This is a genomic window from Rhodanobacter hydrolyticus, assembly GCF_044904645.1.
In genome coordinates this window covers 1,203,181-1,218,468 of record NZ_JADIKK010000008.1, presented here as the reverse complement: position 1 = coordinate 1,218,468, position 15,288 = coordinate 1,203,181, and the positions used below count along the sequence as shown (strand labels likewise).

Here is a 15,288-nt window from a genome sequence, read left to right as displayed (position 1 = left end):
TGGGCGCCCCATGCTTGCCGCCGTTCTTGTGCAGACCATCCGATGGATATTGCGTTCTGGGTTTTCGTCTACATCGCCGCTGCCGTGCAGGCCGCGCTGCTGGCGCTGGCGTTGTGGCGCCGTTCCGCCAACCGCGAGGCCAATCGCCTGCTCGCCGCATGGGTGGCGCTGGCGGGCATCGATCTGGCGGTGAAGGCGGCCTACTGGCACATGTTGTCGCCGGAGTGGTTTCGCGCCTACCGCTTCGTGGCGTTGTTTCCTTTTTTGTACGGCAGCCTGTTCTTCCTTTATGTGCGGGCGCTGACCCGGGGGCTGGGCTTCCGCTGGCGCGATGTGCGGCACCTGCTCGGTTTCGTGGCGATGCTGCTGGTCACCGGCCATGTGCTGCTGGCGAGTACGGCGCGGTTGCAAGCGATGTCGGCAAGCTGGATTGCGGGCGAGCGTTCGATCGGCCACTGGTTCGACATCGCGTTGTTCCTCTACAGCCTGTCCTATGTGGCAGCGGCGCTGGTTCAGGTGCATCGCTATCGCCGGCGTCTGCGCGAGCGGCGTTCCGATGCCGATCGCTTGTCGCTGCGCTGGATCGACACGATGGCGGCATGCCAGGTCGTGATCTGGTGCATTGCCATCGTGCAGGCCTTGGTGGAGTTGCCAATACTCAATTACGGGCTGCTGTTCGGAGCCATTGCGGGCTGGATCTGCGTGGTGGGCTGGTTCAGCCTGGGACAGCCGCCGCTGGCGGTTGAACCGGAGGTCGGGCCCGTGGGCGACGAAACGGTTGCCCCGGCCACGACCAACGAACCTGAAGATATGCGTTACGACGTGGTGCAGGCACGCCTTGCCTCGCTGATGGACGGTGGTGATCCCCTGTACATGGAGCCGGCGCTGACCATCGGCCAGGTGGCAAAGCGCAGCGGCTATCCCGAATACCTGGTGTCGGCAGTGATCAACCGCCGGTTCGGCGGCACGTTCTGGGACTACATCAACCGGCTGCGTGTGGAAGCGGCGCGCGCCTGCCTTGCCGACGCCGGCGACACGCGCAGCATCCTCGATATCGCCTATGCCTGCGGCTTCACCTCCAAGTCCACCTTCAATGCCGCCTTCAAGCGTCAGGTAGGCGACACGCCCAGCAGCTATCGCAAGGCCGCCAGGCCGCTCAAGGCTGCGGCTGACGGTGCAGAGCGGCGATGATCGCGGCCACCAGGTCGCCGGTGGCGTCGCCGTAGTCCAGCGAGATGCCCATGCGCACGACCACCAGCCGCTCGGACGGCACGATTACCACGTATTGCCCGAACGCGCCGCGCGCGTAGTACATGTCCTTCGGCAACTGCGGCATGCCCCAGGGGGCGTTCCACACCGGCACCCGGGTGTCGTTCTTGAGGTTCAGCCAGAAGCCCGCGCCATAGCCGGTATCCAGCGTCTGCGAACGGCTGTAGGCCACCCAGCCCTCGGGCAGGATGCGCTTGCCGCCGGCTGCGCCGTCGTCGAGATAAAGCTGGCCGAAGCGGGCGAAATCGCGTGCCGTGCCGTAGCTGTCGCTCGCCCCGATCAGGGTGCCGCGGACATCGGTCTGGATGGTGGTGTGGGCCATGCCCAGCGGCGCGAACAACTCCCGCCGTGCGAAGCGCTCAGCGTCCACCGCACTGCCACCGGCTGCGTCGGTGACCATGCGGCCGAGCAGTACGTAGCCCAGGTTGCTGTAACCCCATGTTGTACCGGGCGGGTGGGCCAGCGGCATCCGCGAGGCATAGCCGGCCATGTCGCTCTCCAGAAAGGTCATGCGCGCCATGGGGTTCAACACATTGTCGGTTTCGTCGAAGGGCAGGCCGCTGTCCATGCGCAGCAACTGGTCGACCGTGACCGCATGGTGCGGGTCCCGGGTGGACCGCCAGCCGGGGATTGGCGCGGGCTGTTCCAGGTGCAGCTTGCCTTCACGCACCAGGATGCCGATCAGCGCGCTGGTCAGCGACTTGGTCAACGAATGCGCCCAGATCGGCGTGTCCGGCCCATAGCCGGGGGCATAACGTTCGGCGATCAGCTGGCCGTCGTGCAGCACCACGATGGCCTTGGTATTGCGCGGATGCGCGGGATCGGGTTCGGCGAAGGCGCGGTCCAGCGCATGCTGGATGGCGGGGTCGTCAGCGACCACGGCATGCTCTGGATAGGGACTGGCGATGGGTTCGGGTGCGAAGCCGGCTGCCTCGGGCACCGGGCCGTCGCCATGCATCAGCACGCAACCCAGGCCGGGGCGGAACACTGCGCGTGCGCCGAAGGCACCCAGCACGCTGGCGTGCGCCTCATGTTGTGTGGGATCCACGCGCCAGTGGATTGCCCAGGCGATGCCGCGCATCTGCGGCGCGTGCTGCTCGCGGAACACGCGGTCGGGGTCGACGTGGCTGACGAACGCGGCGTCGCACAGCCCGTGGCTGACCGAACCGGTGGCGAGCAGCATCAAGGGCCGCCCTGCAGTGCCCAACCAGACGGCGCCAAGGAGTATGACGGCCAGCAGGAGGCTGAGGACGATTTTCGGGATGCGTGCAGTCATGAGGCTCTTCCTTCGTTTCACGATTGTGCTGCCGTAGCGGCGACAGATGGGTACGGCCCGATGGCGGACCAGTGCAACAGGGCTGCGCATGCGGCCAGGTTGATCGGCCAACGGGCCCCGGTCGCGTGGACATGGATGGGCAGGCGCGGCAGATGGAGCGCCATGCCGGCGGCGAGAGTCAGCCGCCGCGTTACCGCGGCGAAAGTCAGTGCGTCGGCGCGGCACCCCCGGCGGCGAAGGCTGGCGGAGTCGCCAGCCACGGTGTGGCGTATACCGTTGCCCATGCAAAACGACCAGGCCACGGCCCGGGTGACCCGTGCTGCGCCGGTGGCGGCAGCGCCCTGCGTGTGTTGTGCCACCGACAGGGCGACGACGGCTACCGAAAGCGCACCGAACGCCGCGATGACAATGCGGCGCGGGAGTCGGCTGCGGATGGATCGTTCGTGCATGCGGCTGCCCTGTTCGTTGGGAGGTGCAGTCAGCATGCGAGGGCGAGCGTCGGGCTTCGTCCGAGGCGGCGGAACCGTACGGCAGCGCGGTTTCCGGAGGTGCGATCCGGCCGGTTCGCACCCGTCAGGCGCCGGCCGGATGCAGCGAACAGGCTCTTAGTGGTGCGCCACAGGCTTGTAGTTGCCGCCCACGGTGCGGGCGGCGATGTTGAGACGGTTCCAGGTGTTGATCATCCCGATCAGCAGCACCAGGTCGACCACGGCGGCCTCTTCGAAGTGCTCGCGCACCCGCTCGTAGAGCGCATCGGACACCGACTCGTGCGAGGGCAGCTCGGTGAGCTCCTCGGCGAGCGCCAGGGCGGCCTGTTCGCTTTCGCTGTACAGCGCGGTCTCGCGCCAGGCCGACAGCAGGTACAGCCGCTGCTCGGTTTCGCCGGCGGCGCGGGCGTCCTTGCTGTGCATGTCCAGGCAGAACGCGCAGCCGTTGATCTGCGAGCAGCGCATCAGCACCAGTTCGACCAGCTTGCCGTCCAGGTGGCCGCGTCCGCGGATTTCCTGGCCGAGCTGGATCAGCGGCTGCATGGTGGCGTAGTGGCGTTGGATGGAGAAACGGCTCATGAGGGAATTCCTTCGACAGTTGGGGAACGACGGCCCGAGCAGGCCGTTCATTGCAAGGACGCGTCGGCCGGCGGATTCGTTACCGTCGCCGCCAGCCGTGCGAGCTTGCCTGGATGGCGCAGCGCGTGGATGGCGGTGATGCGCTCGCCGTCGCCTTCGACCCAGATGGCGGTGGTCAGCGTGCCGCCGGACCAGGCCAGCAGGGCTGGTGCCCCGTTGAGCGTGAGCATGCTGTAGCGCAGCGGTTGCAGGCGGGTGTTGTGGGCGATCTGCAGATATAGCCGCGCCAGTCGCTCGGCGCCGTGCAGCGGGTGCAGGGTAGCGGCGACCACGCCGCCGCCGTCGCTCACATGTACGGCATCTTCGGCGAAGAGTGCCTGCAGCGATTCCAGCGTGGGTTGTTGCATGGCGGCTACGAAGCGTTGCAGCAGGCGCTGCTGGGCTCGGGCATCCACGCTGAAGCGCGGGCGATCCTCGCGCAGGCGCGCCTTGGCGCGATGCACGCGCTGGCGGCAGGTGTTCTCGGTTATGCCAAGGATGGACGCCGCCTCGGCGTGGCTGTAATCGAATACTTCGTTGAGCAAAAAGGCGGCGCGTTCGTCCGGTCCCAGCCGTTCCAGCAAGGTGAGGAAGGACAGCGTAAGGGTCTGGTTGCGCTCCAGCAGCGCTTCGGGAGTTTCGGCGACGGGCTGTGCATCCTCGTCCACCAGCGGTTCGGGCAGCCACGGGCCCGGGTAATGCGCGCGTTCGGTCTTCGCGCGGCGCAGGCGATCCAGCGCCAGGCGCGTGGTTACCGTGACCAGCCAGGCTTCCGGATCGTCCAGCGCGGCGGTGTCCTGGGCGTGCCAGCGCAGCCAGGCGTCGTGCAGCACGTCCTCGGCATCGGCGGGCGCGCCGAGCATGCGGTAGGCCAGCCCGAACAGGCGTTGGCGGTGCTGCTGGAACAGGGCGGTTTGCGTATCCACGGTGGTCTCCTTGAAGGGATCGCAGCAAGGACGCGCAGACACGCGCTGGCGTTACAGCCTCAGCGCACGAACGGCCACGGCGCGCAGACGATCAGCCACGCCAGCACCAGCATGCCCAGGTATTTCAGCGTGCGGAACAGCTTGGGATGCTTCTTCTTGAACGCGCGGTTGCGCTCGCGGTTGCGCTGGTTGAGCGCGAACACGCGGTTGACGAAGCCGGTTTTCTCCTCCGGCGATTCGGTATTCGGGGAAGCGGTGATCTTGCCCATGAAGGCCCCCACGCGGTGATTGATCGCGTCCATCCAGCGCGTGCGCAGCGGGCGCTCCACATCGGCGAACAGGATCACGCGGGTCTGGTCGGTCTTGTTCTCCACCCAGTGCACGTAGGTCTCGTCGAACACCACGTCCTTGCCATCGCCCCACGCGTGTTCCTCGCCATCGACGAAGATGCGGCAGTCGCGCGAGTTCGGCGTGATCAGGCCCAAGTGGTAGCGCAGCGAGCCGGCGAACGGATCGCGGTGCGGATTGAGTCGGCTGTTGGGCGCCAGCGTGGCGAACATCGCCGCCTTGATGCTGGGGATGGATTTCAGCAGCGTCACGGTCTTCGGGCACAAGGCTTCGGCCGAGGCCAGCGGCTCGCCGTACCACTTCAGGTAGAAGCGCTTCCAGCCCTGCTTGAAGAAGCTGTTGAAGCTGGCGTCGTTGCCACTATGCGCCGCGCGGATGTGACCCTCGTCGAACAGCGACAGCGCTTCTTCGCGGATGGTTTGCCAATTGGCCTGCAGGAGATCGAGCTGGGGAAAGCCGCGGCGGTCGAGGATGGGTCGCGCCGGCACTGCGGAAAACGCGTACATCAGCAGGTTGTAGGGCGCGAAGATCGCCGAGTGGTCCACCAGCTGGCGGTCGAAGCGCAGCCGCACGCGTCCGCGCAGATGCACCAGCAGCACGCACAGCACGAACAGCAGGATCAGGATCAGCAGGACGAGGCGCAGGGTCATCGGTTCGAAGGGCATGGGCGACACGCCATTCTACCGCCCCGTCGTGAATGACGCCGGTTGCCGGCCTAGTGCGCCAGTACGCGCAAGGGCGCGCTGCCGGGTTGGTAGCCTTGCGCCAGCGCGCGTTGCACATAGGCCACTGCGCGGCGCACGGCGCTGCGTGGCGATTGCCCCTTCGCCAGCTCGGCGGCCACCGCCGAGGCCAGCGTGCAGCCTGTGCCGTGGGCCTCCAGCTTCAGTCGTAGGTGACGCAGTTCCATCACACCGCGCGCGTCGAAGTAGCGGTCCACCACGTCGCGGCCGCTGCCGTGGCCGCCCTTGAGCAGCACACTCTTGGCGCCCAGTTCGCGCAACTCGTTGCCGGCACGCGTGCAGTCCTTCGCGCTGCGGATCGGATAGCCCAGCAGCGCCTCGGCCTCGGGCAGGTTGGGCGTCAGCACGTCGGCCAGCGGGATCAGCTTGTTCACCAGCACTGCGATGGCGCCTTCATCGAGCAGGCGCGCGCCGCTGGTGGCGATCATTACCGGATCGACCACCAGCCACGCCGGCTTGCGTAACGCCATCTCGCGCGCCACCAGCCGCACGATGGCCGCGCTGCCCAGCATGCCGGTCTTCACGGCGCCGATGGGGAAGTCGTCGAATACCGCGGCGATCTGGCTGCGGATGTGCGCCAGCGGTACGGGATGCACGGCGGCCACCCCGCGCGTGTTCTGCGAGGTGATCGCGGCAATGGCCGACAAGCCGTGCACGCCGCGCGCATGGAAGGTCTTCAGGTCGGCCTGGATGCCCGCGCCACCGCCGGAGTCGGAGCCGGCGATGGTGAGGGCGGTTGGGGGAGGGCTGGAAACCATGGATCACATGGCTCCACCGATAGCGCTGTATACCTGCGTCGGTTCTTTGGAAAGGCAGGCGAACAAGGCTGATTTCATGATCGTCCCTTCGGAGCCGAGCGATTCATGTTGGACGATCAATGCATCACCAACCCATGCGAGTTCAAATACGCCTGTGCCGCCGTTTTCATACAGGGCGCGAACGAGATAGGGCTTGCTGCCGCCGGAGCACACAAAGTTGGCATGACCAAAATATCTCGCTTCTTTTGCACTCTGACTGATGAACACCTTGTCTTGTAACCAGGCGGCAGCGGCATCGAACTTCGAAACCGGCACCTCGAAAAAGGCGGCGTCCGGAATCTGCCTGGTAGGGCCGTTGAGGTTCGACGGCGCCGGACTAAGCCAGCTTGGCGGATCGGCGGCACTGGCGGTCAAGGACAGCGCCAAGCTTGCGAGAGCGATCAGGTATTTCATGGTGAAGCCTACAACGCCTCGGATGCGAAATCCGCCAGTCTTGAGCGTTCGCCGCGCCGCAGGGTGACGTGCGCCGAATGCTCCCACTGCTTGAAGCGGTCCACCGCGTAGGTGAGGCCGGAGGTGGTTTCTGTGAGGTAGGGCGTGTCGATCTGCTCCACATTGCCCAGGCACACGATCTTGGTGCCGGGCCCGGCGCGGGTGATCAGCGTCTTCATCTGTTTGGGCGTGAGGTTCTGCGCCTCGTCGATGATCAGGTAGCGCGACAGGAAGGTGCGTCCACGCATGAAGTTGAGCGAGCGGATCTTGATGCGCGAGGCGAGCAGGTCGTTGGTGGCCTGGCGGCCCCAGCTGCCGCCTTCCTCGGGGTTGGCGAGCACCTCGAGGTTGTCGGTGAGCGCACCCATCCACGGCGTCATCTTTTCTTCCTCGGTGCCGGGAAGGAAGCCGATGTCCTCGCCCACGCTCACCGTGGCGCGGGTCATGATGATCTCGCGATAGCGCTGCTGGTCCATCACCTGCGCCAGGCCTGCCGCGAGCGCAAGCAGGGTCTTGCCGGTGCCGGCGGTACCGAGCAGGGTGACGAAATCCACGTCCGGATCCATCAACACGTTGAGCGCGAAGTTCTGCTCGCGGTTGCGTGCGGCGATGCCCCAGACATGGTGGTTGGCATGGCTGTGGTCGTCCATCAGCGCGAGCGTGGCTTTGTCTTCGTCCAGCTTGAGCACGCGCAGCTCCACGCCGCCTTCGCCGGGCAGGTACAGGCACTGGTTGGGATACCAGTCCTCGTCTTCGCGGCGTGAAAGCTTGTAGTAGGTGCGGCCGCGCTCGTTCCACGACTCCACTTCCGGGTGCGCGTCCCAGAAGTTCTCGGGCAGCGCGGTGGAGCCGGTGTAGAGCAGGGCGAAGTCGTCCAGCGCGCGGTCGTTCTCGTAGTCCTCCGCGTCGATGCCGTAGATCTTCGCCTTGATGCGGAGGTTGATGTCCTTGCTGACCAGGATCACCGAGCGCTCGGGGTTCTGGTCGCGCAACTCGATCACCGCGGCGAGGATCAGGTTGTCCGCCTTGCCGTGGTTGGCGGTGGTGCGCTGCTGGAAATACAACCGGCCCACCGCGGCACCGCGCTTGAGATTGACGCCCTGCGGATTGGCCAGCTCCAGCCCGTTGCTGATGCCGTGGCCGTTGCCACGCACGATCAGTTCGTTGAGGAAGCGGCTGACCTGGCGGCCGTTGCGCGAAACTTCCGAGCCGCCTTTCTTCTTCTCGTCCAGTTCCTCCAGCACCGTCATCGGGATGAACACGTCGTGTTCCTCGAAGCGGAACAACGAGGTGGGATCGTGCAGCAGCACGTTGGTGTCCAGAACGTAGATGCGCTTGCTTGCGGTCATGCGGCAGGAACCTCGCGTGGGACGAGACGAAGGGAGCGCGGCATCGCGGATGCCGCGGGGAGGATGGCTTGAAGTGGCGCGGTCACTTGGCGGGAATGGCGTCGAGCACGGCCTGCGCGTGGCCTGGCACCTTCACGCCCAGCCACTCGGCGGCGAGCTTGCCGTCCGGGTCGATGAGGAAGGTGCTGCGCACGATGCCCATGTGGCGCTTGCCGTAGAGCACCTTCTCGTGGATCACGTCGAAGGCCTTGCACCAGGTTTCGTCCGCGTCGGATACCAGCGGGAACGGCAGTTCCTGCTTCGTGGCGAAGTTGGCGTGGGACTTCACCGAATCGCGCGAGATACCGATGACTTCGGCGTTGCGCTTCTTGAACTTCGCGTACAGGTCGCGGAAGTCCTTGGCTTCGTTGGTGCAGCCGGGGGTGGCATCCTTGGGGTAGAAATACACCACGATCCATTGGCCCTTGAGGTCGGCGAGCTTCAGCGTGCTGCCGTCGCCGGTGGTGCCGCTCAGGGCGGGGGCCTTCTTTCCGATGTCTGGCATGGTCTCTCCGGAAACCCGGTGGGGTTTCGCTGCTGTGCGTGGAGAGACTAGCGCGATGAATGTTACGGATGACAGCCTTGTCAGGCGGTCATCGGCGGAGCATCCTGAGTGTCTGTTTGCGCACCCGGCATTGCTTGCCTTGCCGCGGCCGTCAGGTGGCATCGCATGGCGCAGCGCCTGCCTGGTCAATCCGCGTGCTGCCGGGTGGCCGCCGGGGCAGGGCAATCCGAAGGGTCCGTCTGTTTGCCCGCATCCCTGCGTCACTGCTCGTTCCTGGACTGACGTGCGCTCACCCATTTCTTCCTTTGGTCCGCGCGCAGGCGGATCCCGGCGCGGGCCATGCGGAGAGCGCAAACAGACTCTAGAACTTCACCGGATCCATGATCGCATCCAGATTCAGCCCGTCGCACAGTTCCAGGAAGTCGTCGCGCAAGGCGGCGATGTGCACGTCGGCCGGAATGCCAATCGTGAATTGCGCCTGGAACATCTCCGCGCCGGTCTGCATCGCGAGGTAACGGGTGGAGTGCAACTGCTCCACGCTGATGCCCTGCTGGCTGAAGAACTCCACGATCCGCGCCACGATGCCGGGGCGGTCGGCGGAGATGATCTCCACCATGTACGGCAGCAAGTGCGAATTGGGTTCGCGCGGCGTGGTGCGGTAGTGGGCGAGGCGCAGGTTCTCGTCGCGAGCCAGCTTGTTCAGGGCGGTTTCGAGCTTGGCCAGCGCGTCCCAGGCGCCGTTGGCCAGCAGCATGATCGACACTTCGTTGCCTATCGTGGCCACACGCGACTCGGCTAGGCTGCAGCCGGCGTCGGCGATGCGGCGGGTCAGTGCGGTGAGTGGCGAATGGGCGGCCGAGGTCAGTGCATGGATCAGCAGCTGATTGTCGCTGCCCGAACGGGCGTGGGGCGTCGATTTCAATGGAGTGGCCTGTGCCGGAACCCGCGCGGCGCGGGAATCGCGCCAGCCAGCTTACTTGCCGCTCCTGCAAGCCCGCAAGTAACATGCAAGGCTGGTTTATCAAGCGGTATCCGACCTTGGACATTCGCGGAAGCATCTGCGCGCTGGCCACGCCGTTCGCGCCCGACGGCGCGCTCGACTTGGCGGCGTTCGCGCGCCTGCTCGACCATCAACTCGCCGGCGGCACGCAGGCGCTGGTGGTGGCGGGCTCCACCGGCGAAGCGCACATGCTCGAACACGACGAGTTCGACCGTCTGCTTGCGTTCGCGGTGGAGCATGTCGCCGGTCGCGTGCCGGTGATCGCCGGAACCGGCGAGGCGGGTACCGCGAAAACCGTGGCGGTCACGCGCCGCGCCAAGGCCTTGGGGGCCGATGCTGCGCTGGTGGTGACGCCCTATTACGTGCGTCCCACGCAGGAAGGCATGCGCCGCCACTTCCTCGAAGTCGCCGAGCACGGCGGCCTGCCGGTACTGCTTTACAACGTGCCAACGCGCACCGCCTGCGACCTGTTGCCGGAGACGGTGGCGCAGCTTGCCGGACATCCGGCGATCGTCGGCATCAAGGAAGCGCGTGCCGACGCCGAGCGCATTGCCGCGCTCGCGGAACTTGCGCGCCCGGATTTCGTCTATCTCTCCGGCGACGACGGTACGGCCGGGCAGGCCATGCTGGCCGGTGCCGCCGGTACAATCTCGGTGGTGGCGAATCTGGTGCCAAAGATGTTCCGTGCGCTGTGCGACGCGGCCATCGGTGGCGACCGGGCTGCCACGGCACGTTGCGATGATGCGTTGGCACCCCTGATGCAGGCGTTGAACTGCGCACCGAACCCGATTGCGGTAAAGGCCGGCCTGCCGGAGCTGGGGCTGGGTCTGGCGTTGCCGCGGCTGCCGTTGGTGGAGCTGGCCGAAGGCCCGGAGCGTGCCCGTTTGCGCGAGACACTGTCCACTCTGGCATCCTTGGCACGCGCTGCCTGATCGAAAGCCGCCTAGGCGGCCATCAACGAACCTTCCACGGAAAACCCTTGCATGAAGAAATCCTCGCTACTCGTGACCCTGCCGGCATTGGCCCTCGCAGGCCTGCTGCTTTCCGGTTGCGGCATGTTCCGATCCACGAAATCGTGGGAAACGGCCAAGCAGGAGTCCCCGCTGGAAATCCCGCCGGGCATGGACACGCCGCCGGCGACCGCTGCGCTGGTGATCCCGCCGCCGGGTTCGGGCCAGATCCAGCCTGCGCCCATACCCGGCGCGATCTCCGATGCCTTCGTGGTGTCCGGTTCCGTCGACGGTGCCTACCAGAAGGTGGGGCAGCTGCTGGCTGCCACTGGCAGCGCAGGCCAGGTGACCAGCCATGACGACAGCGCACACAGCTATACGGTGAATGTGGTGGGCGGCGAAGCGGTGGCGAAGAAGCGTGGTTTCTTTAGCCGCATGTTCCACCACGACAAGAGCACGGCCGACACCGCCACGCATGTGGTGCAGGTCACGGTGAACCCCAGCGGAAACAGTGCCAGCGAAGTGCGCGTGCAGGGTGACGAAGGCGCGGTCGCCAAGCTCATCGACGCGTTGAAGAAAGGCATTGGCAGCTGATCGCTGATCCGCAGATATTCCCGCAAACGAAAATGCCGCCCATCGGGCGGCATTTTTGTTGAGCAGCGCGCCAGGGTGGCTGCCCGTCTGATCTTCGCGATCCTGGATGATCGCAAGGCGATTCCGGTTCTTAGCGCTGCAGCAGCTCGAGCTTGTCCGGCTTGCCTTCCCATTCCTTCGCGTCGGCCAGGCCGTCCTTGCGCTCGGTGATCACCGGCCACGCCTTGGCCAGCTCGGCATTCAGTGCCACGAAACCTTCCTGGCCGCCGGGTACGTCGTCTTCCGGATAGATCGCGTTGATCGGGCACTCCGGTTCGCACAGCGTGCAGTCGATGCACTCGTCCGGGTCGATCACGAGGAAATTCGGGCCTTCGTGGAAGGCATCGACCGGACAGACTTCCACGCAGTCGGTGTACTTGCACTTGATGCAGTTGTCGGTGACGACGAAGGTCATGGGGTGGGGCTCTTGCGTTGAGGCGTTGGCAAGTATGACTGCAATGCGCGTCGAGTGAAAAGTCGCGCATGGTTCCTTTGCCCCCTGCGTGGGAGGGGTTGGGGAGGCGCCCTTTTGTTTATGCGCTTTCGCCAGCGACAAAGCGGTTCCGGCCGATTGTCGGAGCCCGCGTCACTTCTCTTTGCCGCCTTGCATGGACCTCGAGATAGGCCCAAAAGAAGTAACCCAGACAAATGGTCTGCCTCGATCCGCCGAAACTACAAGCAGGGACATTTCGAGGATGTGGGACCCAACCTCTCCCGTGCGATAGACGATGCGACCATGCCGCGCCGCGTGCCGGGACCGAGCTTAAGACTGCAGCGTGGCTGTTGCTTCAAAAACAAACGGCACGATCGCTTGATCGTGCCGGCTGCTCCTGAAAAGTGCGGCCATGGATGGCCGCGGTTGGCGTTCGGGCGGAGCGGCTGCCAGAAGCTTGCCATTTCGCCACGCCAGGCGGCGATTCCGGACGAATCGCACAAATAAATGGCGCTCCCAACGAGGTTCGAACTCGTGTTCCCGCCTTGAGAGGGCGGTGTCCTAGACCGCTAGACGATGGGAGCGCAGTCTTACGGAGCGCGGTAGTATAGCGGAATTGTTACGCTCGGCAATGCCGCGGCGATGACGGCTATCATCCACGGCTTGCAGGCCGTCGCGCCGTCGCGAAGCGGCGTGCCGGACAAGTACCCGCCAGGAATCCCAGCCGCTTGAATCCCGAAGCCAGGAACGACGCCAGGCCCGCGCTGCGCATTATCCCGCGCGAGCAGCACACGATTTCCCGCAAGAACATCAGCAAGGCCGCGCTGCGCGTGCTGTACCGCCTCAACGAGGCGGGCTACGACGCCTTCCTGGTCGGCGGCGCCGTGCGCGATTTGCTGCTGGGTGGCCGACCCAAGGATTTCGACGTGGCTACCAACGCCACGCCGGACGAGGTGAAAAAGCTGTTCCGCAACTGTCGCCTGATCGGCCGCCGTTTCCGCCTGGCCCACGTCGTGTTCGGGCCGGAAATCATCGAGGTGGCCACCTTCCGGGGTACCGGCGAGGAAGAGGGGGCGGAGGGCGAGCGGCACATCGTCGACGGCCGCATCGTGCGCGACAACGTGTGGGGCTCGATCGAGGAGGATGCGCTGCGTCGCGACTTCCGCGTGAATGCGATGTACTACGGCGTCAACGATTTCTCGGTACGCGACTACGTGGGCGGCATGCAGGATCTCGAAGACCGTGTGCTGCGCCTGATCGGCGATCCGGTCACGAGATACCGCGAGGATCCGGTGCGCATGCTGCGCGCGGCGCGGCTGGCCGCCAAGCTCGGCTTCACCATCGATGCGGCCGCTTCCGCGCCGTTCGCGGAGCTGGGCTCGTTGTTGCTGGAGGCCTCGCCAGCGCGCCTGTTCGACGAGTCGCTGAAGATGTTCCTCGCGGGACACGGGCTGAAGAGTTTCCGCATGCTCGAACAATGCGGCCTGTTGCAGTTCCTGTTCCCTGCCACGGCGCGTGCGCTGAAGCGCGGCGACGAGGCACTGCGCGCACTGGTCGAGCAGGGCCTGGCGAACACCGACGAACGCGTGGTGGAGGGCAAGTCGGTGACACCGGCTTTCCTGTTCGCCGTGCTGCTGTGGGGCGAGGTGCGCGATCTGGCGCACCACCAGATCGCCCGCGGCAAGGACGCCAATGAAGCCTGGACGCAAGCCGCGATGCAGGTGGTGGCCGAACAGTGCCAGCGCGTGGCGATCCCCCGGCGTTTCACACTCACCATGGAAGAGATCTGGTCGCTGCAGCCGCGCTTCGAGCAGATCCAGCGCAAGAAGGTGCTGCGCCTGCTGACGCATCCGCGGTTCCGCGCCGCGTTCGATTTCCTGCTGCTGCGCGCGCACGAGTCGTCGGCGATCCGCGAGCTGGGCCTGTGGTGGGATCACGCGCAGCAGTTGCCGCACGACACGCTGGCGGCCGCCTTGCCGACACACGGCGGCGGCAACGATCCCGAGATGCCCGCGGCGGCGACCAGCCCCGCGCGCAAGCGGCGCCGGCGCAAGCCTTCAACGAAATCGAAACCGGTGTGACCGCCGCCTACGTCGCATTGGGCAGCAATCTGGGCGATCCGCGCAGGCAGGTGCTGGATGCCGTGGATGCGCTGGCAGACCTGCCAGGCACGCGGCTGCTCCGCCGTTCACGCCTGTACCGCACGCCACCGTGGGGCTTGCTGGAGCAGCCGTCCTTCGTCAACGCCGCCGCCTTGCTGGAAACCAGCCTCCAGCCGCACGCGTTGCTGGAGGCCTTGCTCGCCATCGAGCAACGCGCCGGTCGCGTGCGCGCCGAACGCAACGGGCCGCGCATCCTGGACCTCGATCTGCTGCACATGGCCGGCGTGCAGCTCGGTGGTGCCAGCCTGACGCTGCCGCACCCGCGCATCGCCGAGCGCGCCTTCGTGCTGTTGCCGCTGGCTGACCTGGCGCCAGACCTCGTGTTGCCGGGTCAGGGTCGCGTGGCCGACCTGCTCGCCGTGGTGGATGCGCAAGGCTGCGAGTGCCTGGACGAAGGCCGGCTGGCCGAATGATGCGGCGCAGCGGATAATCGACGGACTCCTGATTCGAGACAACATCGTGTACGTGGATCCCGCCACTGTTCCAGCGCGCAAACCGGTCACCGTTCCTGGCCTGCATGCCATGAAGGCCGAAGGCCGTCGCATCACCGTGCTCACCGCCTACGACTACAGCCTCGCCGCGCAGGTGGAACTGGCCGGCATCGACGTGGCACTGGTGGGCGACTCGCTGGGCATGGTGGTGCAGGGCCACAAGAGCACCTTGCCGGTGACGCTGGACCATATGGTCTACCACACGCAGGCGGTGGCGCGCGGGTTGTCGGCCACGCTGCTGGTGACCGATCTGCCGTTCATGGCCGACCGCGATGTTTCGCACACCTTGCAGGCCGGTGCGCGGCTGGTGGGCGAGGCGGGCGCGGCGATGGTGAAGATCGAGGGTGCCGCACCGCACATCCTGGAGGCGATTTCCGCGCTGGTGGTGCGCGCGATCCCGGTCTGTGCGCACCTGGGCCTCACGCCGCAGTCGGTGCACAAGTTCGGCGGCTTCCGCATCCAGGGCCGCGAGCAGGAAACGGCTGACCGCATCTTCGCCGAAGCCCAGGCCGTGCAGGCCGCGGGCGCGGACCTGCTGGTGCTGGAGGGCGTGCCCACCGCGCTGGGCAAGCGGGTGACCCAGGAACTGAAGATTCCGGTGATCGGCATCGGCGCCGGCCCGGACTGCGACGGCCAGGTGCTGGTGATCCAGGACATGCTTGGCATCACGCCGGGCAAGCGGCCCAAGTTCAGCAAGGATTTCCTCGCCGGCCGCGATTCTGTGGCGGCTGCGCTCGCCGCCTATGCGGCCGACGTGCGAAGCGGAGCTTTCCCCGCCCCCGAGCACTGCTTCAACTAAGCCTCCATC

17 protein-coding genes and 1 tRNA gene are annotated in these 15,288 nt (G+C 66.1%); 6 read left to right on the top strand and 12 right to left on the bottom strand.

Annotated elements, in window-relative coordinates:
• Window positions 1–42 precede the first annotated feature (42 nt).
• Window positions 43–1,191, top strand: coding sequence for a helix-turn-helix domain-containing protein (locus ISP25_RS08195; protein ID WP_404613097.1), 1,149 nt, complete (start codon window positions 43–45; stop codon window positions 1,189–1,191).
• Here the strand turns inward: ISP25_RS08195 and ISP25_RS08190 are convergent.
• The 10 genes from ISP25_RS08190 to ISP25_RS08145 form a co-directional block, all read right to left on the bottom strand.
• On the bottom strand, window positions 1,157–2,545 hold the full coding sequence (locus ISP25_RS08190) for a serine hydrolase domain-containing protein (protein WP_404613095.1): 1,389 nt from the start codon (window positions 2,543–2,545) through the stop codon (window positions 1,157–1,159). The genes ISP25_RS08195 and ISP25_RS08190 overlap by 35 nt on opposite strands.
• A 17-nt stretch (window positions 2,546–2,562) precedes the next feature.
• Window positions 2,563–2,994 (bottom strand): hypothetical protein, encoded by a 432-nt coding sequence (locus tag ISP25_RS08185; protein ID WP_404613093.1) that lies wholly within the window; start codon window positions 2,992–2,994, stop codon window positions 2,563–2,565.
• A 156-nt stretch (window positions 2,995–3,150) separates the two neighbouring features.
• Complete coding sequence (locus ISP25_RS08180) at window positions 3,151–3,612, bottom strand: carboxymuconolactone decarboxylase family protein (protein ID WP_404613091.1); 462 nt, start codon at window positions 3,610–3,612, stop codon at window positions 3,151–3,153.
• 47 nt (window positions 3,613–3,659) lie between these two features.
• On the bottom strand, window positions 3,660–4,577 hold the full coding sequence (gene sigJ / locus ISP25_RS08175) for an RNA polymerase sigma factor SigJ (protein WP_404613089.1): 918 nt from the start codon (window positions 4,575–4,577) through the stop codon (window positions 3,660–3,662).
• 59 nt (window positions 4,578–4,636) lie between these two features.
• Window positions 4,637–5,590, bottom strand: a complete 954-nt coding sequence (locus ISP25_RS08170; protein WP_404613087.1) for an aspartyl/asparaginyl beta-hydroxylase domain-containing protein — start codon at window positions 5,588–5,590, stop codon at window positions 4,637–4,639.
• A gap of 50 nt (window positions 5,591–5,640) precedes the next feature.
• Window positions 5,641–6,426 carry a bifunctional hydroxymethylpyrimidine kinase/phosphomethylpyrimidine kinase gene (gene thiD / locus ISP25_RS08165; protein WP_404613085.1) on the bottom strand — a complete coding sequence of 262 codons (786 nt, stop codon included), beginning with the start codon at window positions 6,424–6,426 and terminating at the stop codon, window positions 5,641–5,643.
• Between the two features lie 3 nt (window positions 6,427–6,429).
• On the bottom strand, window positions 6,430–6,879 hold the full coding sequence (locus ISP25_RS08160; protein WP_404613083.1) for a hypothetical protein: 450 nt from the start codon (window positions 6,877–6,879) through the stop codon (window positions 6,430–6,432).
• Between the two features lie 8 nt (window positions 6,880–6,887).
• Window positions 6,888–8,267 carry a PhoH family protein gene (locus tag ISP25_RS08155; RefSeq protein ID WP_192154465.1) on the bottom strand — a complete coding sequence of 460 codons (1,380 nt, stop codon included), beginning with the start codon at window positions 8,265–8,267 and terminating at the stop codon, window positions 6,888–6,890.
• A gap of 82 nt (window positions 8,268–8,349) precedes the next feature.
• Window positions 8,350–8,811: a peroxiredoxin gene (locus ISP25_RS08150; protein WP_192154466.1), complete on the bottom strand. Its 462-nt coding sequence runs from the start codon at window positions 8,809–8,811 to the stop codon at window positions 8,350–8,352.
• 361 nt (window positions 8,812–9,172) lie between these two features.
• Complete coding sequence (locus ISP25_RS08145; protein ID WP_192154467.1) at window positions 9,173–9,733, bottom strand: glycine cleavage system protein R; 561 nt, start codon at window positions 9,731–9,733, stop codon at window positions 9,173–9,175.
• 116 nt (window positions 9,734–9,849) lie between these two features.
• Between ISP25_RS08145 and dapA the strand changes: the two genes are divergently transcribed.
• Window positions 9,850–10,743, top strand: coding sequence for a 4-hydroxy-tetrahydrodipicolinate synthase (gene dapA, locus ISP25_RS08140; RefSeq protein WP_404616288.1), 894 nt, complete (start codon window positions 9,850–9,852; stop codon window positions 10,741–10,743).
• A 51-nt stretch (window positions 10,744–10,794) separates the two neighbouring features.
• A complete protein-coding gene (locus tag ISP25_RS08135; RefSeq protein WP_192154469.1) occupies window positions 10,795–11,355 on the top strand; it encodes a hypothetical protein in 561 nt (186 codons plus the stop codon).
• Between the two features lie 130 nt (window positions 11,356–11,485).
• On the opposite strand, the gene fdxA is transcribed toward ISP25_RS08135, so the two are convergent.
• The gene (gene fdxA / locus ISP25_RS08130; protein WP_192154471.1) at window positions 11,486–11,809 is read right to left on the bottom strand and encodes a ferredoxin FdxA; all 324 of its coding nucleotides are present in this window, start codon (window positions 11,807–11,809) and stop codon (window positions 11,486–11,488) included.
• A gap of 526 nt (window positions 11,810–12,335) precedes the next feature.
• Window positions 12,336–12,411: transfer RNA gene (locus ISP25_RS08125), tRNA-Glu, on the bottom strand.
• A gap of 144 nt (window positions 12,412–12,555) precedes the next feature.
• Here ISP25_RS08125 and pcnB point away from each other — a divergent pair.
• Genes pcnB through panB form a run of 3 tightly spaced genes read left to right on the top strand, consistent with a single transcriptional unit; the run spans window position 12,556 to window position 15,279 of the window.
• Window positions 12,556–13,908, top strand: coding sequence for a polynucleotide adenylyltransferase PcnB (gene pcnB, locus ISP25_RS08120; protein ID WP_404613079.1), 1,353 nt, complete (start codon window positions 12,556–12,558; stop codon window positions 13,906–13,908).
• On the top strand, window positions 13,905–14,402 hold the full coding sequence (folK, locus tag ISP25_RS08115; protein WP_404613077.1) for a 2-amino-4-hydroxy-6-hydroxymethyldihydropteridine diphosphokinase: 498 nt from the start codon (window positions 13,905–13,907) through the stop codon (window positions 14,400–14,402). Before pcnB ends, folK begins: the two co-directional genes overlap by 4 nt.
• A gap of 46 nt (window positions 14,403–14,448) precedes the next feature.
• Entirely contained in the window at window positions 14,449–15,279 is an 831-nt protein-coding gene (panB, locus tag ISP25_RS08110; RefSeq protein WP_404613075.1) for a 3-methyl-2-oxobutanoate hydroxymethyltransferase, read from the top strand.
• The last annotated feature ends 9 nt before the right edge of the window (window positions 15,280–15,288 follow it).